We start from the raw sequence: 20,410 nt of genomic DNA, 5'->3' as shown, positions 1-20,410 counted from the left end.
AGATAAAGTCAATAAAAACTTTACATTAGCCAAAATCATTTCAAGTCATTATGAAAGTGCTGATTGTCGATGATGAGCCGAGTATTCTGCTCTCGCTGGAGTTTTTGATGAAAAAAGAAGGGTATCGCGTTTTTATTGCCCGTGACGGGGCCGAAGCCTTCGATATTATTCGTCAGGAAGTGCCTGATTTATTGCTCCTTGATGTGATGATGCCTCGGGTAGATGGGTATGAAGTATGCCGCTTTGTTAAGCAATCGCCCGATTATCAACACTGTAAAGTTGTTTTCCTAAGTGCCAAAAGTAAGGATAAAGACATACAGAAAGGACTCGATCTGGGGGCTGATCTGTACATCCCCAAACCGTTCTCTACCCGCGAGCTAATCGCTAAAGTCAACGAATTAAACATAAAACCCAAGGTATAAGCCATTCGCTGGTCCACACAGACAGTGAGCATTTCTGAACCCGAAAAACGGAGACTTCCACTCATGACCCTTCCTCTCACGTATACCGACTGGCATCAGTTTAGCCTGAATCATCCGGAGGAGTTCTGGGCAGAGCGAGCCAAAAGCATTCCCTGGTTCACTCCTCCCACGCAAATTCTTTCGACCGATGAATATGAATTGACGCGTTGGTTTGCGGATGGGTGGCTCAATACCTGTTATGCCGCCGTTGATTACCACGTTGAGAATGGCCGGGCCGATCAGTTAGCCCTCATCCATGATTCACCCGTAACAAATACCATTCGGCAGTTTACCTTCCGGGAACTGCGCGATGAAGTTGCTCTACTGGCGGGAGCTTTGCAGGCGCTGGGCGTTACCAAAGGCGATACTGTCGTGATTTACATGCCAATGATTCCCGAAACGGCCTTTGCCATGCTGGCCTGCGCCCGACTGGGAGCTATTCACTCGGTTGTCTTTGGCGGATTTGCACCTCACGAACTGGCCCTTCGCATCGAAGATGCCCAACCCAAAGTCATTCTGTCGGCATCCTGCGGTATCGAGTTTACGACGATTATTCCCTACAAACCCCTGTTAAATGAAGCCCTCCGGAGGGCCAGCTTCCAGCCTGAGCATTGCCTGATTTTGCAGCGCATGCAATGTGTTGCCAAGCTTGAGCAGGGTCGGGACCACGACTGGCATTCGCTGGTCAGCCAGGCGCAACCTGCCGACTGTGTGCCCGTCAAAGCGACCGATCCGCTCTATATTTTGTATACATCGGGCACTACCGGCAAGCCAAAAGGAATCGTGCGCGATAATGGCGGACATGCGGTTGCTATTAAGTACAGCATGCAGGCGGTGTATAATTTACAACCCGGACAGGTGATGTTTACCGCGTCTGATTTTGGCTGGGCCGTTGGGCATAGCTATTCGGTTTATGGGCCACTACTTCAGGGCTGTACATCGGTTATTCTCGAAGGTAAGCCCGTTCGGACGCCCGATGCCGGCACGTTCTGGCGGGTGGTGCAGACCTATGGGGTCCATGTATTATTTACCGCGCCGACCGCTTTCCGGGCTATCAAAAAAGAAGATCCTGAGGCCGTATTGAGTCGTCAGTACAATCTTTCGTCGCTCCAAAGTGTGTTTGTTGCCGGAGAACGGTGCGATCCGCCAACACTTCACTGGCTGGAATCGATTGTGCAGGTGCCGGTTATTGACCACTGGTGGCAAACCGAGTCGGGCTGGCCGATGGTCGCTGATGCATTGGGGATAGAGTTCCTGCCAGTAAAGCCCGGTTCCGCTACTAAGCCCGTATGTGGCTATGATTTACAGATACTGGATGAGGATGGGCAGCGGCTCGGCTCGAATGAAATGGGACTGGTTTGTCTAAAGCTTCCCCTGCCTCCCGGTTGTTTGCCTTCCCTCTGGCAGGACGACGAACGGTTTCGCGCTTCTTACCTGAGCCGCTTCCCCGGTTATTACCTGTCGGGCGATGGGGGGTATGTGGATGAAGAGGGGTATGTCTTCATTATGGGGCGCGTGGATGATGTCATAAATGTGGCGGGCCACCGGTTGTCGACCGGCGAAATGGAAGAAATCCTCAGTAGCCACCCCGCCGTTGCCGAATGCGCCGTGGTAGGCATTGCCTGTCCACTACGGGGCCAGCGCCCGGTGGGCTTTATTGTGCTGAAAGACGGCGTACAGACCCATGAAACCATCCTTGAAGCGGAACTGGTAACACTTATTCGCGATCAGATTGGCGCGGTCGCCTATTTTCGGAATACACTGGTGGTGAAACGGTTACCCAAGACCCGGTCTGGCAAAATTCTACGGAAGATCATACGGCACATAGCAGATGGCGAATCCTACACAACCCCGGCCACGATCGACGATCCATTGATTCTTGACGAACTAAACGCTGAGTTGACCAGACGCCGAATCGGTCAGTTGTTCGAGACCGACTAAACCATAGAACCACCTTACACCAGTTTACTAGTCAGTAACAATACATTCACTACCCATGATCATTAAAACTTTTGACGAGTACCAGACGGCTTACAAACATAGCGTCGACGATCCTGAATCCTTCTGGGCCGAAATTGCTCAGGAATTTCATTGGCGTAAACCCTGGAAGAAAACGTTGCAATGGAATTTTACCGAACCTAATATAAAGTGGTTCGTTGGCGGAAAACTGAACATCACTGAAAACTGCCTGGATCGACATCTAGCTACCCGTGGCGACCAGCCAGCTATCATCTGGGAGCCAAACGATCCGCACGAAGCCAGTATTACCCTCACTTACCGCATGCTGCATGATCAGGTATGCCGGATGGCTAATGTGCTGAAACGCAATGGCGTTCAGAAAGGGGACCGTGTTTGTATTTACCTGCCTATGGTTCCCGAACTGGCCATATCTGTTTTGGCCTGTGCCCGTATTGGTGCCATACATTCCGTCGTGTTTGGCGGGTTCTCCGCCCAGTCCATCGCCGACCGGATCAACGACGCGCAATGCAAACTGGTCATTACTGCCGATGGAGCTTACCGGGGAAACAAGGAAATCACGCTAAAAGGAACGGTAGATGATGCCTTGCTTGGTTGTCCCAGTGTGCAGCGGGTAATTGTCATGACCCGGACACGTACGCCCATTGCTATGTTCAAAGGCCGCGATGTGTGGATGGAGCAGGAGTTAAAGCAGGTGACGGCCCACTGCCCGGCCGAAGAGATGGACGCCGAAGATATCCTCTTTATCTTATACACCTCCGGCTCAACCGGAAAGCCAAAAGGTGTTGTGCACACCATTGGCGGCTACATGGTTTATGCCGCTTACACATTTCAGAATGTATTCCAGTACAAAGAGGACGGTCGGACGGGTCCGCAGGTGCATTTCTGCACAGCCGACATCGGCTGGATTACCGGACACAGCTATATAGTTTATGGACCATTAGCCTGTGGAGCCACCTCCCTGTTGTTCGAAGGCGTACCCACCTGGCCTGATGCCGGTCGTTTCTGGGACATTGTCGACAAACATAAGGTCAATATCCTCTATACGGCACCCACAGCCATCCGATCGCTGATGAGCTTTGGACTCGATGTGGTTAATAAACATGATCTGAGCAGTTTGGAAGTACTTGGCTCCGTCGGTGAGCCTATTAACGAGGAGGCCTGGCATTGGTATGATGATAATATTGGTAAAAACCGATGCCCAATTGTCGATACCTGGTGGCAAACGGAAACCGGCGGCCTGATGATTTCGCCCATCGCCAACGTCACACCGCTCAAGCCAGCTTACGCCACTTTGCCATTACCCGGTGTTCAGCCTATTCTGGTGGACGAGAACGGGAAAGAAATTGAGGGTAATGGGGTGAGCGGAAATCTGTGCATCAAGTTCCCCTGGCCCGGTATGCTGCGAACAACCTACGGCGACCACGAACGCTGCAAACAAACGTATTTCGCTACTTACCCGGGATTATATTTCACCGGCGACGGCTGCCTGCGCGATGAGGACGGCTATTACCGGATTACGGGCCGCGTGGACGATGTGCTGAACGTTTCCGGGCACCGAATTGGTACTGCCGAAGTAGAAAATGCCATCAATATGCATACGGGTGTGGTTGAAAGCGCGGTGGTGGGCTATCCGCACGATATCAAAGGACAGGGTATTTACGCTTATGTCATCATCGATCAGGCCCCGGTTGACAATGACAGCGATCTGATGAAGCGGGATATTCTGGCTACTGTGAGCCGGATCATCGGCCCTATTGCCAAACCGGATAAAATTCAGTTTGTGGGTGGACTGCCCAAGACGCGTTCCGGAAAGATCATGCGACGGATTCTGCGTAAAATAGCCGAGGGCGAACTTGGTAATCTGGGCGATACGTCAACCCTGCTCGATCCGGCCGTAGTGGAAGAAATTAAAGAAGGTGTCGTGTAGTTGACTGCTGAAAAGTTGGTTTGTTTCTATAAATCGAAGTGAGTTGGGGAAGCTGCTACTCAGGCAGCTTCCTCGTTTTTTGTCAGTCGATTTTCTGATGATAATCACGTCCCTGCCTGACCTGCTTCAGGCAACGCCGGGCACATATGTCTTTACTTTGTGATGTAATTCAGACGCAATTAATCATGGCAACGCTCTCGCATTCAACAACCTCGTATACCAGTTCAACCGAAACAAACTGGCTCTCGCTTTACAACAGTTACGTACAAAAAGCCGAATTCAACCGAATCGGATGGGCCATTACCGCTATGGCTATTCAAGGTTGTATCCTGTCGCCGGTTCTTCTGCTAACGATGGCATATTTTGGTGGCGGAGACTGGCAATTTCTGGTTAGTATGTTTGGCTTTTTGGCCATCCTGGTTCCTGTCTTATCGGCTATGCCCGTAAAATATATCTTTCCCGCCTTTGCACTAAGTACATTCGTTCATATCGCTATTATTCTCATGAATGTGCTTTCCTAAGGCTGGAAAGCTTTCTGGAAAGGGAGTTCACCTATTTCCCGAAAGTAAAAAAGACCACCTTGTCCAGGCGGTCTTTTTTACTATAACTAGGCTAACAATGAAATGGCTTTTGACTAGTTCTTATAAATCCAGGATTCGACACCCGCCAGTTGGTCAATAGCGGCCATGCTGGTAATGGCTTCATTCCGATCGGCTGAACCGGCAGCCGCTACTTTATAAAGCTGCCCTTTCCGGGCTGGCGCAATCACAAATGCATCGGCATAACCTGCTTTACGGAGTCGACGCTTCAGCCGCAATGCATTTCGTTTGCTGGTGAAACTACCGGCAATGATCGTATAGTAAGGTTCCGTACGAATGGGTTTGGCTGCTACCACAACCTCTTTGGTAGCTGTTTTTTCAGCCAGTGTAGTTTCCTTAGCAATAGCAACAGTTTCAGAGGGTGTACCGGTAACGGGCTGAGCCGGCGTTTCAGGCACGACCGCAACAGTTGCCGCTGGTGAAGGCTCATTCAAATCAGCAGTTTCAGACTTTACTTCTTCAGCGGCTGCTGGTTTATCCGTAGCTTTTTTTGTTGTAAACCGGTCAAGCAGCGACGCTGGGATCTGGATGAGGTTAGCCGGACTCAAACTACTTTGGAAAGGCTGTCCCGGATTTATAACCGAGAAATAACTAAACGCTCCTAACGAGCCAACCAGTAAGGCAATTGCGGCTGCACGCCAGTAGGTACGGGCGGGGCGGTAGGGTGTCAGCGTAGTGTCGTCCTCTCGAACCAGAACCGGTCCGAGTGTTGTAACTGGAACGGCTTCCAGAGCTGGTTCTAATTGAGGCTTACGGTTTACCAGTTGCGTTGACACCGCACTCATACCGTAGGCTTCGCCGAAGAAATTATGCCGGAAACTCGGGTCGAATTGCAGACGGTTTTCGTCATTATAAGTAAATGTACCGATACTTTCAATCTCAAACCGACCTGCCGTTTCTACTTCTTTACGCAGTTCAGAAACGAACTGGCTGATATGCCGCTGGGCCCCCTCGCGGGTTAGGGGTTCATGCAGCATGATGTAATTGGCAAGAATACCGTCATCGAAACGTAGTGCTTCGTTAAAGGCAATCCGTTTGCGGGGTGGAAGGTATAAACCACTGGCTTCCGTAAAAGCTGCTGGCTGGTAATGAGTCAGAAACGCTCCAAGCTCAGGAACCACAACACAGTCGTATTGATACAGCAACTTCTTGAGGTACTCATTAACGGCGGCCATAGTGTTTTTCGGGATTATCAAAAAGAATAACTAATTCCTCCCAGAAAGTTAAGCCCTTGCGTCTGATAATACAAATACCGCTCGTAGTTCTGGCCAAATATGTTATTTAATGCTACGAAAGCAGAAATCTGTTTTCCTAAGAAATAGTCAATTTTCAGATTGGCGTCATAAATGGGTTTTAACGTGTAGACGGTCCCAGACGTGAAATTCTTATTTTTAATTCCCTGATAAAAATACAAATCTGCGGTGACGAATAATTTTTTGTTCAAAATGTATGAGTTGCTCCAGGTTGCGGCTACTTGAGGGCGTCCCCAGGCGGCTTCTAATCTATCGAGACTGTAGTTAAAGTAATCAGCTTTGAAGGTCGAACGGAACTTGTCTTTCTGTGCATAACCCAGCTGCCCCGAAAAAGTTAACACGTTGGATACACCTCCGTCGTACAACACAAAGAACTTTGTTGTGTCCGGTTTGGTGTTGTTGAAGGTCGAGAAGTTCCGATAACGGGCATACGATGCTTTTCCTTCGTACGAGAAGCCACCCCCCAGATTTCCCTTTGAACCGGCGTAAATATCCCATGACTTAACAGTGTTAACCAGCAATACTTGTGGAGAAAGCCACTTATTCTCACCGAGCAACGAGCGAAGGGTGTTACGATTGATATCTCCGTCGACACCGGCGAAAATATGGACGTTACCAATCGGAACGACATCTACATCAATGACCGGAAAGGCACGTGTTTCGTTGATGCCCTGCCGCTGGTCCGTTTGGTTAACGGCATTGATACCGGCAGTGATCGTAAACAACGACGAGGTATACTTAAAGGTGGGCTTCACCCGAAACAGATTTCGGTTATCGACAATGGAGCCATCAGACCGTTGTGTAACGAATGCATCGGCTGCCAGCAGCGCAAAGAAGTTATCCGAAATCCCTACGGAGGCATTCAGATTCGTACCCCAATCCGTCTCCGATGCGTTAAAGCGATCCTTTAACGAGGTGACGCCTGTTCGCAGGGAATAATCAATGGCATTATCCGAGTTCGTATTTTCAATGCCCAGTTTAAAGTTTATCGTATTGAGCCGTTGTTTGATCAGATCGGCATCGAAAGCGGGTTGGGCAGCATATTCGCGGCTGTACCCATAAAAATTGTAGGCATTGCGGTCGTAACCGAGGTCGGCCTGTAGTTTAAAGGCTTCCGCCAGATACTTCCCGGTAACCCGTATGCGGGTGTCGCTCTGGGCGGAGTTCTTGCCATCGACCGGACCCAGGGCTGAGGATAAATGCCGGGCCGATCCTTCTAGCGCCAGATTTGATTGGTTGTTGATCCCGAAAAAACCTTCTCCCAGAAACGAGCTGTAATTCCCGGCACCCAGCTTAAGGTAGTTGTTGTATGCTGGCGTATCATCTGCCTGACCGAGGGTAGGTGCCAGAATTCCGGGCGTGATCCGAGGGTCGCCAACAGTCAGTTTCCGGTCTTCAAATTCGTAGGTCAGTTTCCGTTGTTCGACGGAGGGTTTACTGGATGGAATTTTATTGAAAATTCGATTGGCCGGTGGCAGCTCAATCTTTCGGCTCTTTTCAACGGTAATTTCCTGGTTGTCAACCTCTCCTTCCTTAACTGGGCGTTTGGGCTGTTGCTGGGCAAAAACCGTTGCCGATGCGGCAAGCAGGGTGAGGATGAGTAGGGGGCGTACGATCATAGTGGAAAGTGATGCGTGTTGAGTGAAAAAAGGAGAATGAAACGTGAAAAATTAGGCCTTTCAAAACGACTGGTTAATTCTTCACATTTCATTCTTCGTTTTTCATTAATTTTTTGACTCCAGCGTTGCCAGCTTCTGTTTGGCTTCGGTAACGATGGCTTCGTCGGATGAATTTTCGATAATGGAGTTCAGGACGGCTTTGGCCTGGGCAATTTCGTCCAAAGCGACGTTGTTGTCCGAGACCAGAATGAAGGCTTTGCCCTTCCAGTACTCAAAATCGCTGAACTGCTCGTTAAATTTTAACAGCGTCGCTACCGACTCTTTGTATTTTTTCTGGCGATACAGAATTTCACCGAGGTAATATTGCGCTTCGGCACCATACACATCTTTGGCGAGGGAAATCGTTTTGTCAAAATCGGCCTGAGCGGTTTTGTAGTCATTTCGGCTTAGGGCTATTTTTCCAAGCATTAACTGAGCCCGGTTCTGAGCACCCGGAACCACATTGCCGCCAGCCGCGATCTCCCGGGCAATGACCGCTGCAGAATCCAGTTTAGGGTATACAAAATACGTATCCATTAACCCCAGTTGAGCCGTAACCTGTTCAGCTTTGCTGCCAGCCCGGCTTTGGATAAGTTGGTAATTGCGAACCGCCCGGCCATAGTTTTTCTGTTTTACTTCCAGCTCTGCAGCGCGGGTAGCGGCTCGAACCAGATAATCCGACTTGTTATCGGCAACTACCATGTTGTAGTACCGAAGGGCATTTGCTACATCGTTGGTCTGACGATACGACTCAGCTACGTAATACCGAGCCTGATTCAAATTCGGACTGGCGGGGTATTCCTGCATAAACGTGAGGAACGACTGGATCGCCTGCTCGTATTTACCACTGGCATAAATATTCCTGGCATTGTCAAACTGTACCCGCTCTACATCCGTGCTGCCCGGATTACCCTTTTTATACTGACCCAGCACTTGCGAAAACTCCTCCGGTCTGCCGGCATCGTTGAGCGTGTTTTGAATACCAAGCAGGGCGCTCTGCGCCTGGTCAGACTCGCCGTAGTTATCCAGAATACGTTTGTAATCGGCCACCGCCTGATCATACTGTTGCAGGTTTCCGTAGGCAATGGCCCGTTTCAGCAGAGCCGCCGGAATTAAAGCACTATTTGGCTTATCCTGAATCAATTTCGTGAAACCCTGAATGGCTACCTGGTACGATCCTTTCTCAAAGTCGACATTCGCTTTCTGGAAAAGGGATTCATCGACGAAGCGTGAAGTTGGGTATTGGCGCTGAACCTGGTCGAATTGGGCTTTTGCTTCTGCATCCCGACCAACATAGCTCAGGATTACCGCTTTCTGGTACGAGGCATAATCTTTGTCTGGGGCGTTCTGCGTGATGGCCTGATCATACGAACGGAGCGCATTTTCGTATTGCTTCGTCGCAAAGTAGGTATCGGCAAGCCGGATGGTAGCATCCTGAAGCTGGGCTTTGTCCTCCGCATCGGTACTACGACTCACAAAATCCCGAAAGTAGGGCATAGCACGGGCATAATCTTTTTTGTTGAAATAGGCGTAGCCGAGGCCGTACAAGCTCTTGTTCGCGTAGTTATCCGACCCGCCTGACTTGGATAGGCTGGCGTAGAGGGGAATCGCCGTGTCGTACTGCTTACCGGCGGAATAAGATTCCGCCTTCCAGAACTGGGCGGCCTGCTGTAAACCGGTATCAGTTGGGTATTTCAGCGACTTATCGAAGTTGGCCACTGCCTGCTGGTACCGTTCGGCATTGAAATCGTTTATGCCCTGATTGTAGGTAAGCCGCTGGTAGGTGGCGTTAATTTTCGGGGTCCGGCGTTTCAGCCCTTCTATGTAAGCGATAGCAGCCGGGTAATTGTTGGAAGCAAAATACGCTTCGCCAACCAGTTCGTTCGCTTCATTCTCAAACTTACTGTCGGGGTATTGCTTCAGAAATGCCGTCAGTTCTTTTACCGCATCAGCTCCGTTGTTCTGGTCGAGCTGCAGTTTGGCATGGTTAAAACGCGCTTCTTCCTGGATTTCACGGTTAAATGATAAGCGGCCGGCCTGATCGAAGGCATTCAGGGCGTACGTCGGGTTCTGGGTTTGTAAGTAGCTGACACCTAGCGTATACGCTGCATACTGGGCCGTTGTATCTTTGCCACCCGCCAATGTTTTAAGCTGGGTGATGGCGTCATTGTAAGCACCCGTGCGGAAGAGCGACTGCCCGTAACGAAACTTAACGGCTCCGGGTGCTTTGGCGCCCGCCGTGTTGATATACGATTTATAGTAAGGAATGGCTTTGGCAAACTGGTTTTGCTGATAAAACACTTCTGCCGTAAACAGTGCCACCTCGCTCATACCCGCACCATTGTTTCGTTTGAGCAGAGGCTCGGTATACGCCAGTAGATCGTCGTACCGACGCTGCCGGTAAAGCGACTGGGCAATCCAGTTTGGTACCTGGTTTTGGTAGGTCGGGTTGTTCTCGATCCGGCGAAAATCGGCGACGGCTTCATTAAAGTTCTTGTTCCGAAAGTTTATTGTTCCGGCATAGTACGATGCGGCTGGGGCATCGGGCGAGTTGGGGTCAACTTTAATTTCATTCAGCAGGGGCAGCGCTTTTTGCAGGTTCTGCGTATTATAATAGGAGAGAGCTAACTGGTATTTATAACCCGATTGCTGCACCGAACTGCCTCCCTGTCGGACGGCTTTTTCCAGGAAGTCGATGGCTTTGGTATAATCCTGGCGGTTGTAATAATAAGTACCCAGATCGCCGTAAAGCTGCCCGGCTTTCGGGTGCTGGCTGTTATTTTTAACGAAACGGTCAACCAGAAGTTCGGCCCCCGGCTCATCGATATAAAGGCTCGTCAGGGCGATGTAGTATTCTGCTTCTACTGCGTTCTGGTCACTGGTATTCAGCAGAGATTTGGCACCGTCGCCCCGCCGGGGCTCCAGGTATTGCCGAAATTCATAGCGGGCAGCCGCATAATTGGCTTTCTCGAAGAGTTCAAGTCCATTTCGGTAGTGGTAGTCGGGTTCAACATTACTCTGGGTTCGCTGGGCCAAAGCTGATAGGGTAGTAAGCAGCCCAAGGGTCAGCGTGAACAGCAACCGATTAAAGACCATGCTGGAAAATTGGTAGTGACCCGTTTGGGTGGTTGAATAGGGCATAGAGCAAAAATTGGTTCAACGTTTCCGGGTTGGTGTGACAAATTTGACGTACGGCTTAAAACAGCAAACCGTTGGGTAGCCCCAATCAAACCTGAAACAATGGCCCTGAAACTACTTTTTGTCTGAATTGAGTCGTAGTTTCGCCGACAAATTGACAAATATCACGTCAAATCTGGACAAAAAACGAAGGTATTCCTGTTTCCGTATGAAAAAAAACGCCCGGCTTCTGTATTTACTTACTGTCTGGACATTTTTCTCTCCATTTTCATCAACTGCTACCCCAACACGTGCCGCCGAAGAAAATCCACCGGCACCCACACCCACCGTAACGTATGTGCTCTCGATGCCTGAGCCACAAACGCACTATTTTGAGGTGGAAATGCAATTGAAGAACGTGGCCGCTGCCACCAACGCGAAGAAAAATGGCTATGTAGACATCAAAATGCCGGTCTGGACACCGGGGTCCTACCTGATTCGCGAATACGCTAAAAATGTGGAAGCTTTTACGGCATCGGCCGGTGGCAAAACGGTTCCCAGCGAAAAAATCCGCAAGAATGCCTGGCGTGTCCAAACGACCGATGATAACCTGACCGTCAAGTACCGGGTATATGCCAACGAGTTGACCGTTCGGACAAGCTTTGTCGATGCCGACCATGGCTACGTAACACCCGCCGGTATGTTCATGTACCATGATGCACTGAAAAATATCCCGTTACGCGTGGTGGTGCAGCCTTACAAAGACTGGAAAAACGTAGCCACCGGTCTCGAACCCGTTTCCGGGCAGCCCTATACCTACGAAGCTGCTGACTTTGATATTCTGGTCGATTCGCCCATTGAGATCGGGAATCATTCTACGTTTACCTTCACGGCGTCGAATGTTCCTCACTCGGTTGCTATGTTCGGCGATGTAAGTTACAATGAAAAACGGTTGGCCGACGATTACAAGCGCGTTTGTGAAGCTGCGGCAACCGTCGTTGGTGAGCATCCCTGCAAGCACTATACCTTTATTGTGCATCACATTCCGCCGGGTGGTGGCGGTCTTGAGCACTTAAACTCCACGACCCTCGAAACAACCCGTAACGCCTATTCGACCGAAGCGAACTACAAGCGGTTTCTGTCGCTGGTAGCCCACGAGTACTTTCACCTCTGGAATGTAAAGCGTATTCGACCCGTTGCACTAGGACCGTTCGATTACGAGAACGAGAACTACACGCATATGCTGTGGCTGTCGGAAGGCTGCACGTCATTCTATCAGGAGTACATCCTGCGGAGGGCGGGTTTTCATTCACCGGATGCCTACCTTAACTTGGTAGCCAGCAGTATAACGGATATTGAGAATCAGCCAGGTACCCGGGTGCAGTCGGCGGCTGAGTCGAGTTGGGATGCCTGGATCAAAGGATACCGGCCCAACGAAAATTCCAGCAACACCACCATTTCATACTACAGCAAAGGCAGCGTGCTGGGAACATTGCTGAATCTGGCTATAATTGGCGCAAGCAACGGGGAACGTAATATGGACGACCTGATGCGGCTTCTCTATAACGAATATTACAAAAAGCTGAAACGTGGCTTCACTGACGATGAATTTCGGAAGGCAGCTGAGCAGGTCGCCGGTCGTAAACTTGATGATTTTTTTAACATCGGGGTCAATACGGCCGAGCCCATAAATTACAATGCCTATTTTGAACTGGTGGGTATGCAACTGATCAATGTAGCAGCCAGAACGCAGGATGGATTTCTGGGCGCTGCCACGACGGTTGCGAACGGAAAGGCAACCATTTCGTCCGTTAGGCGTGGCTCGGCGGCTTACCGCGATGGCCTGAATGTAGGTGATGAAGTCATATCGGTAGACGGATTCCGGGTTGGCGATGATCTGCTGCGGTTTGTTAGTGGCCGTCGGGTGGGCGATAAGCTGGTTGTGCTTGTCAATCGGGCGGGTCAACTTCGCGAAATACCCGTTACCCTCACCCAGAACCCACTGGCCAGTTACCGTATCGAGCCTTTGAGCAGTCAGACCGCTGCCCAAAAAGCGTTGTACAACAAATGGTTGTACATTAACTAATAAACAAAGTAGCACCACATAAAAACGAGTTAGGCCCGGTAGATTATCGGGCCTAACTCGTTTTTATGTATTCCCCGCATTGTAACTAAACATCCATGATCCAGCCAGAAACCGCCAATCCACAGGCTTCCCGATTAGCTGCCCTTTCCTTGCGGGTTGATGCCATTGATATTCTCCGGGCCATCACCATGATTCTGATGATTTTCGTTAATGACCTTTGGTCGCTCACCGTTATACCCGAATGGCTGGAACACGTGCCGGGTGGCGTTGACGGGATTGGCCTGGCGGATGTCGTCTTTCCTGCGTTTCTATTTATTGTGGGCATGTCGCTGCCGTTTGCTATCAATGCCCGACGACAAAAAGGCGACAGTGACAGCGTTCTCGTTGGTCACGTCATCATGCGTTCAATTGCGTTGCTGGTCATGGGCGTCTTTCTGGTTAATGGTGAGTCTATCGACGAGAAAGCAACGGGCATAAACCGGCTCGTGTGGAATGTGCTGTCGTGCTGTTCGTTCATCCTGATCTGGAATGCTTACCCCAGAACATTGAGTAACTGGGTTGTGTCGGTTGCTAAAGTCGTAGGCTTCGCCACGCTCATCGGGCTGGCCTTCGTTTACAGAGGGGAGGAGGAAAAACGATTTGCCACACATTGGTGGGGCATTCTGGGCCTGATTGGCTGGTCGTATCTGGCCGCGGCCCTGGTGACGATAGCAGCCCGAAATCGAATAAGTATTTTACTGACCGCCTGGGTTGGTTTTAGCATCCTGAGCATAGTCTCTGCTGCTGATCTACTGCCCGAATTCCTATCGTTCATCCCCAGTGCTATTCGCGGAGGTACCTTAGTGGGACTTTCGATGGGGGGCGTCGTAGTGTCTACGCTCTTTAACTTCTTCCGGCAAAAGACTGATTATAAGCGTATGCTATTCGTTTCCCTGTTTACAGCTATCGCATTAATTGGCTTGTCCGTTTACACCCGAATGTTCTGGGGGCTTAGTAAGCTGGCAGCTACTCCCGCCTGGCTGTTTTTGTGCAGTGCCTTTACAATGCTTGCGTTTATGGTGATCTACTGGCTGATTGACCGGGCAGGGAACGTCCAAAAACTCAACTTTATAAAACCCGCCGGAACGGATACCCTGCTTTGTTATCTGATACCCTATTTCGCGTATGCATTCACCACCTTATTGGATCTGCATCTGCCCGACGTGTTGCTGACCGGCGGTGTAGGGTTATTGAAATCTGTGCTGTTTGCGCTGCTCTGCGTCTGGATTACGGGGCGCCTGAATAAGCTGGGCGTACGGTTGAAACTCTAAAGGAGTCGAATGTTGATTGCCGAAACTGTATTTTTCATGCCTTAACTCATTCGCTGTTCCCTTGCCTCCATGTTTCGTATATCTATTGTCCTATTGCTCTGTCTGGGATTACAAAATCACACCCTTGCCCAACCTAAAGGCCGTAATAATTCAACTTCTTTTACGGGTTATACTGCTAACCGGCGCCCGCTGAGGCCAAACCCGTACCTGGAATTGCCATTGGGAGCCATCAGGCCGCAGGGTTGGCTAAAAGAAATGCTTCTCCGTCAAAAAACGGGGGCGTCGGGCCGATTGGATGAATTGTATCCCCTTGTTATGGGCAAACGAAATGGCTGGCTCGGGGGCGACGGTGATCAGTGGGAGCGGGGCCCCTACTGGATCGACGGGCTTTTGCCGCTGGCGTATATCCTGAACGATCCGGAGTTGATTGCCAAAGTGAAACCGTGGGTTGAGTGGGCCATTAACAGCCAGCAACCCAATGGGTATTTCGGTCCCATAACCGATTATCCGCAGGAAGCGGGCGTGCAGCGGGATAATTGCCAGGACTGGTGGCCCAAAATGGTGATGCTCAAAATCCTGAAGCAGTATTACTCGGCAACCCGGGATCAACGGGTTATTAAGCTAATGACCAATTACTTCAAGTACCAGTTGAAGGAACTGCCGAAGCATCCGCTCGATCACTGGACATTCTGGGCGCGGTATCGGGGCGGGGACAACCTGATGGTCGTTTACTGGCTTTATAACCATACCGGCGATGCCTTTTTGCTCCAACTGGCCGATTTACTGCACAAACAAACGTTCGATTATACCAACAGTTTTTTAAACACCAATCTGCTGAGTCAGCAGGGGAGTATCCACTGTGTCAATCTGGCGCAGGGTTTTAAAGAGCCCCTGATTTATTACCAGCAGCACCCGGACCCAAACTATCCGAAGGCGGTCGATAAAGGACTCACCGACCTGCATCATTTCAACGGTATGGCGCATGGTCTGTATGGGGGCGATGAAGCGCTGCACGGAAACAACCCAACGCAGGGTTCCGAATTGTGTAGCGCTGTCGAGATGATGTTCAGTCTGGAAAGTATGCTGAACATTACGGGTCGGGTGGCCTACGCTGATCAACTGGAGAAAATTGCGTTTAACGCCTTACCAGCGCAGGTCTCCGACGATTTTATGAGCAGGCAGTACTTTCAGCAGGCCAATCAGGTGATGCTTTCTCGGCACATTCGCAATTTTGACCAAAATCATGGGGGTACCGATGTGTGCATGGGACTGTTGACTGGTTATCCCTGCTGTACATCGAATATGCACCAGGGATGGCCCAAATTCACTCAGAACCTGTGGTATGCCACCCCCGATAAAGGATTGGCGGCATTGATTTTCTCGCCGAGTGAGGTAAGCGCCTACGTGGCGGGTGGCACCCTTGTCACGTTTACCGAAGAAACGAACTATCCCTTCGACGAGACGATCAGATTTACACTGAAGACGGATAAGCGCGCTCAATCACTGGCTTTCCCGTTCCATTTGCGCATTCCGGCCTGGTGTAAAAAAGCGAGCATAACCCTGAATGGAAAGGTATGGAAAGAAGTTTCCGGAGATCAGATTGTGACGGTGAACCGCAGTTGGAAGTCGGGCGATGTGGTTGAATTACAGCTCCCGATGCACGTCATACAAAACACCTGGTACGAAAATTCGGTATCCATCGAGCGCGGCCCATTGACGTACGCGCTAAAAATGGAAGAGGAAGCGAGAACGGTAAAGAATGACAGGGATCCGATTAATTACGGTAATGACTATACCGAAGTCCGATCGTCGTCGCCCTGGAATTTTGGTCTGGTAACTATCCCTGAAGGGAAAATAGAGCAGGCCGTAAAGGTAATAAAAAAGGGAACGGTGTCTGCCTTCCCATGGAACTTGGCAAATGCCCCCTCTGAAATTCGGGTAAAAGCTCGGCGAATACCTTCCTGGCAACTTTATAACGACATGACCGGGCCAATTCCTTACAGCCTGACAAATGGCCTGGAAACAGAAAAGCTGGAGGAAATTACGTTGATACCGTATGGTTGCACTACGCTTCGTATCGCTCAGTTTCCGTTAGTTCGATAGGTGATGGGGTTACAAATTTGGATCGGAATCATTATAAATCGGTGCACTAATCAATATAAAGTTGGCTGATGGCCCGATTTGCGTTCTTGAAGGCGTTTATTTTTCTAAATGCTTGTGGCGAAAAGAAGCAGACCGCGTCTATAGGTGAAAAACTGTCAGTCATCCGTTTTACCTACCGATTCACCGATATGCTAGTACTTGATATGAGCCAACGGCTACAGCAAAGTCTTCTAACCTACTTTCTACAGAGCAGGGGGCTTCGGATTGAAACCCGTGAAACAATACGTCCGGCGGATTGGCCATCCACCATTTTGTTAACGGATAAACTCCCGAGGCCTGCGTTCAGGCCCGCTTATGGGCGTCAGATCTGGCTGCTTACCCAAGCCCTCCCGATTTCAGACTCGTTGCCAGACTGTGTGAAAGGATTATTATCCTGTGACTGTGATCTGAAAGAGTTGGAAACCTGTATCCAACAGGTGCTGTTACGGAAATCGTATTTCTCGCCTGGGTTGTTAAGCCCGTCCAGCAGACGAATAAATTCGATGCGGGCAAAGGTTGTGTCAAATTAATAAGTGACTACCAGTTAGTAGAGCCCGATTTGTTTTAAGAAACAATCGCCTTACGTTATAGGAAAAGCCGCTCCCTGGACCATTGGAAGCGGCTTTTCCTGTAAATTGACGTGAGTCACGCACCGTTTAAATCACTAAGGAGACCTGTTCATCGGTTAGCTCACATGCCTTTACTTGTTTTCCACTTCGGCGATGAGTTGATCCGCCAGCCGGGTTAATCCAACGGTAGCCGGTTCGGCAATGAACGTGACGTTGTTTTTTTTGTGCATGTCGGGAATAATTGGGTCAACGACATACACCGGCACACCGTTCCGGACGGCGTACACCAGTCCGGCAGCCGGATAAACGTTGAGCGATGTTCCCACCACAATAAAAATGTCGGCTTCTTCGGTGATGTCCAGGGCAATGTCCATCATCGGTACGGCTTCGCCAAACCAGACAATGTGGGGCCGGAGCTGTGAGCCTTTTGCGCACAGGTCGCCTTCCTTTATCTCCCAGCCCTCAATGGGGTAAATCAACGACTCATCGACTGTGGATCGGGATTTGAACAACTCGCCGTGTAGATGAATTACTTTCGACGAACCGGCTTTTTCGTGCAGGTTATCAACGTTCTGGGTAATGACCGTAACGTCGAATTTCTCTTCCAGTTTAACCAGTGCCCGATGACCTGTATTGGGCTGAACACTCAGTGCCTGCTTACGACGCTGGTTATAAAAATTCTGCACCAGCGTCGGATTGCGCTGCCAGGCTTCGGGGGTGGCGACGTCTTCGATCCGGTGGTTTTCCCAAAGCCCATCCGATGCACGAAACGTTGGAATACCACTTTCAGCACTAATACCCGCGCCGGAAAGAACTACTATTTTTTTACAATTAAGCATATGATTTCGGGAAGGATTGCACCCTTCCTTCTTCTAAATATACTACTATTCTACCACAATTTCATCGGTGGAAAACCAGGTTTTCTGACCGGCATCCGGATGTCCTGCCGGACAAAGGCCGGCATTTTTTGCCCGGACTCGTACATAACGGGCTCTGGCCGTTTTGAAGTCGGCAACCACCGGTAAAATGTCCCAGGGGCCGTTCAGCTCATACTCTACGGGTTGGGCAATGGCCTCTTTAAAGTCGCTGCCATCTTTCGACAAGGCAATTTCAACCGATTTCGGCGGGAATCCTTTCTCCAGAATGACTTTGAGGAAGTTTAGGGATACTTTAGTGACACTTGTCACGCTGCCGAGGTCGAGGGTAACGTCCATGTCGGTACCGTACACGTTTACCCATTCCTGTCGACTCCGGGGCGTTTCACCCCGAACACCATCCGTTAACTTCGTCGCTGCCGGATCACTGTTCTGACCTGGAGATACTGCATAGGTATAGGGCTTATTTTTTCCTTTATGCAGCACAAATGTCTGGGTAAGCTGACCGCCGGTTGGCGCTCCTCCAGTCGGGGACCCTCCAGTCGGGGACCCTCCAGTCGGGGACCCTCCAGTCCGGGTCATCGCCCGGATGGTGGTTGTTTTGGTCAGCGTAATGGGGCCAATGTATTCAGCACTTTGCTCGTTCGGTTCTTTTCCATTGGTTGTGTAGAATATTCGGCTGTCACTGTCCAGTTTCTTTAGAACGACCTGAATCTGACCCTGCTCGTTGGCTTGTGTACTGGCGGTGATGTCGAACAGCCGTTTTGCGTAGTTCACGTTCTTAAGCCGGGGGAGGTGATTTTTTAGTCGCTGGCTAAAATCCTCAAAATTGTGCGTTCCCGGCTGCATCCAGGCAATTTCGGCCAGGGCAATTGCTCGGGGAAACGCCATGTACTCTACAGACTCCGACGTAGGCATGTACTCCGTCCAGATATTTCCCTGTACACCCAGCACATAATTCTGCTCGGCGGCCGTCAGTTCGGTTGGCATGGGTTCGTACCCATACACTTTGTCGAGGGGGAGGTAGCCGCCAATCGCAAGTGGCTCAGTGGCCGGATTGCCCTGATACTTATCGAGATAGCAGGTGCCGCCGGGCGTCATGATTACATTGTGCTTCTGTTTGGCAGCGGCAATACCGCCTTCGGTACCGCGCCAGCTCATGACTGTAGCGTTGGGAGCCAGACCGCCTTCCAGAATCTCATCCCAGCCAATGATCGACCGGCCTTTGCTATTGATGAATTTCTCGATGCGCCGGATAAAATAACTTTGAAGTTCATGCTCATCCTTCAGGTTATTCTTTTTTATCAACTCCTGGCAGAAAGCACTTTGTTTCCAGGCCGTTTTGGGGCATTCGTCTCCCCCAATGTGAATGTATTTTCCCGGAAATAGAGGAATGACCTCAGTTAGCACATCCTGTAAGAAGGCAAACGTTTTTTCCGACGGGCAGTAAACGTCTTCCGAAACACCCCATTTCGTAAACACCTGATAGCCTTTGGCGGGGTCGCAGCCGAGTTCGGGATAAGCGGCCAGGGCGGCCTGCGCGTGCCCGGGCATTTCAATTTCCGGTATGATTGTCACAAACCGGCTTTGGGCATACCGCACCACATCTTTGATTTGCTCCTGTGTATAAAAGCCAGAAACAGGTTTGCCGTCAAACTGCTGGGGGTAATTCTGGTAATACTGCCCTACGATGGATTCGGCTCTTTTACTGCCAACCTGCGTTAGTCTGGGATATTTTTTGATTTCGATCCGCCAGCCTTGATCGTCCGTCAAATGCCAGTGAAAGGTATTTTGTTTGTGCATCGCCATCAGGTCAATAAACTTTTTGACGAAGGAGACCGGCATGAAATGACGCCCTACATCCAGCATTAAGCCCCTGTACCCAAAGCGGGGTTTGTCAGTAATAGCGCAGGCGGGCATAGTGGCCGGGGCCGATGTAGTGACGGGCAGCAACTGACGCATTGTTTGGGCCGCATAAAATAATCCCTTTTGGGTTGACGCTTCGGCCTGAACACGGGTAGGGGTAACGGTGAGTTTATAGCCCTCATCGCCCAGGTTCAGTTTTTTGTTCAGCGTAAGGAAAATATGGGCGCCTTTGGCAAGTGCCGGGTTGACTGGCACAACAGGAAGGGTAATTCCCGTTGCCGTTTTAACCTGACTGGAAAATGTCTGAGCAAGGGATTTGAGCGTTGCGTCCGTTGCCGGGGATACCACAATCCGAGTGGTTGCAGTGAGGGTAAACTGACCGTTTTGCCCCGAAAATCGGGCTGGAAAGGGAATGAGATTGTATTCGTTATCAGATTGGGCAAGTACACTACTGGATAAAAAGAGCAGAAAAATCAGAGGTTTCATGCGAACGTGACCGCGACCGGGTGATGGTTTAGCTGGCAAAATAACGATGATTTTGCGGAAAGGGGTTAAAAATCAAAAACC

General features: G+C 50.2%; 12 protein-coding genes. 7 read left to right on the top strand and 5 right to left on the bottom strand.

Annotated features, from left to right (window positions below):
- Nucleotides 1-50 precede the first annotated feature (50 nt).
- From ACYVJM_RS01875 to ACYVJM_RS01860, 4 genes are all read left to right on the top strand, one after another.
- Nucleotides 51-422: a response regulator transcription factor gene (locus tag ACYVJM_RS01875; RefSeq protein WP_461146508.1), complete on the top strand. Its 372-nt coding sequence runs from the start codon at nucleotides 51-53 to the stop codon at nucleotides 420-422.
- A 63-nt stretch (nucleotides 423-485) separates the two neighbouring features.
- Nucleotides 486-2,402, top strand: coding sequence for a propionyl-CoA synthetase (locus ACYVJM_RS01870; protein WP_461146507.1), 1,917 nt, complete (start codon nucleotides 486-488; stop codon nucleotides 2,400-2,402).
- A gap of 55 nt (nucleotides 2,403-2,457) precedes the next feature.
- A complete protein-coding gene (gene acs / locus ACYVJM_RS01865) occupies nucleotides 2,458-4,368 on the top strand; it encodes an acetate--CoA ligase (RefSeq protein ID WP_461146506.1) in 1,911 nt (636 codons plus the stop codon).
- Nucleotides 4,369-4,553: 185 nt separating this feature from the next.
- Nucleotides 4,554-4,889, top strand: a complete 336-nt coding sequence (locus ACYVJM_RS01860; protein ID WP_461146505.1) for a hypothetical protein — start codon at nucleotides 4,554-4,556, stop codon at nucleotides 4,887-4,889.
- A 113-nt stretch (nucleotides 4,890-5,002) separates the two neighbouring features.
- On the opposite strand, the gene ACYVJM_RS01855 is transcribed toward ACYVJM_RS01860, so the two are convergent.
- The 3 genes from ACYVJM_RS01855 to ACYVJM_RS01845 all read right to left on the bottom strand — a co-directional run bounded on the left by ACYVJM_RS01855 (nucleotide 5,003) and on the right by ACYVJM_RS01845 (nucleotide 11,019).
- Nucleotides 5,003-6,142, bottom strand: coding sequence for an HU domain-containing protein (locus ACYVJM_RS01855; protein ID WP_461146504.1), 1,140 nt, complete (start codon nucleotides 6,140-6,142; stop codon nucleotides 5,003-5,005).
- Between the two features lie 17 nt (nucleotides 6,143-6,159).
- A complete protein-coding gene (locus tag ACYVJM_RS01850) occupies nucleotides 6,160-7,839 on the bottom strand; it encodes a TonB-dependent receptor (protein ID WP_461146503.1) in 1,680 nt (559 codons plus the stop codon).
- Between the two features lie 105 nt (nucleotides 7,840-7,944).
- On the bottom strand, nucleotides 7,945-11,019 hold the full coding sequence (locus tag ACYVJM_RS01845; RefSeq protein WP_461146502.1) for a tetratricopeptide repeat protein: 3,075 nt from the start codon (nucleotides 11,017-11,019) through the stop codon (nucleotides 7,945-7,947).
- Nucleotides 11,020-11,224: 205 nt separating this feature from the next.
- Here ACYVJM_RS01845 and ACYVJM_RS01840 point away from each other — a divergent pair, with 205 nt between their 5' ends.
- The 3 genes from ACYVJM_RS01840 to ACYVJM_RS01830 all read left to right on the top strand — a co-directional run bounded on the left by ACYVJM_RS01840 (nucleotide 11,225) and on the right by ACYVJM_RS01830 (nucleotide 16,494).
- A complete protein-coding gene (locus tag ACYVJM_RS01840; protein ID WP_461146501.1) occupies nucleotides 11,225-13,081 on the top strand; it encodes a M61 family metallopeptidase in 1,857 nt (618 codons plus the stop codon).
- Between the two features lie 95 nt (nucleotides 13,082-13,176).
- A complete protein-coding gene (locus ACYVJM_RS01835; protein ID WP_461146500.1) occupies nucleotides 13,177-14,391 on the top strand; it encodes a DUF5009 domain-containing protein in 1,215 nt (404 codons plus the stop codon).
- A 69-nt stretch (nucleotides 14,392-14,460) separates the two neighbouring features.
- Nucleotides 14,461-16,494 (top strand): beta-L-arabinofuranosidase domain-containing protein, encoded by a 2,034-nt coding sequence (locus ACYVJM_RS01830; protein WP_461146499.1) that lies wholly within the window; start codon nucleotides 14,461-14,463, stop codon nucleotides 16,492-16,494.
- A 739-nt stretch (nucleotides 16,495-17,233) separates the two neighbouring features.
- On the opposite strand, the gene ACYVJM_RS01825 is transcribed toward ACYVJM_RS01830, so the two are convergent.
- Together ACYVJM_RS01825 and ACYVJM_RS01820 are read right to left on the bottom strand one after the other, a co-directional pair.
- Nucleotides 17,234-17,941, bottom strand: a complete 708-nt coding sequence (locus ACYVJM_RS01825) for an SIR2 family NAD-dependent protein deacylase (protein ID WP_461146498.1) — start codon at nucleotides 17,939-17,941, stop codon at nucleotides 17,234-17,236.
- Nucleotides 17,942-17,986: 45 nt separating this feature from the next.
- Nucleotides 17,987-20,329: a glycoside hydrolase family 20 protein gene (locus tag ACYVJM_RS01820; RefSeq protein WP_461146497.1), complete on the bottom strand. Its 2,343-nt coding sequence runs from the start codon at nucleotides 20,327-20,329 to the stop codon at nucleotides 17,987-17,989.
- Nucleotides 20,330-20,410: the final 81 nt, after the last annotated feature.

It is taken from the genome of Spirosoma pulveris (genome assembly GCF_054781875.1).
The sequence above is the reverse complement of the archived record's forward strand: the minus strand, read 5'-3'. Positions and strand labels throughout refer to the sequence as shown.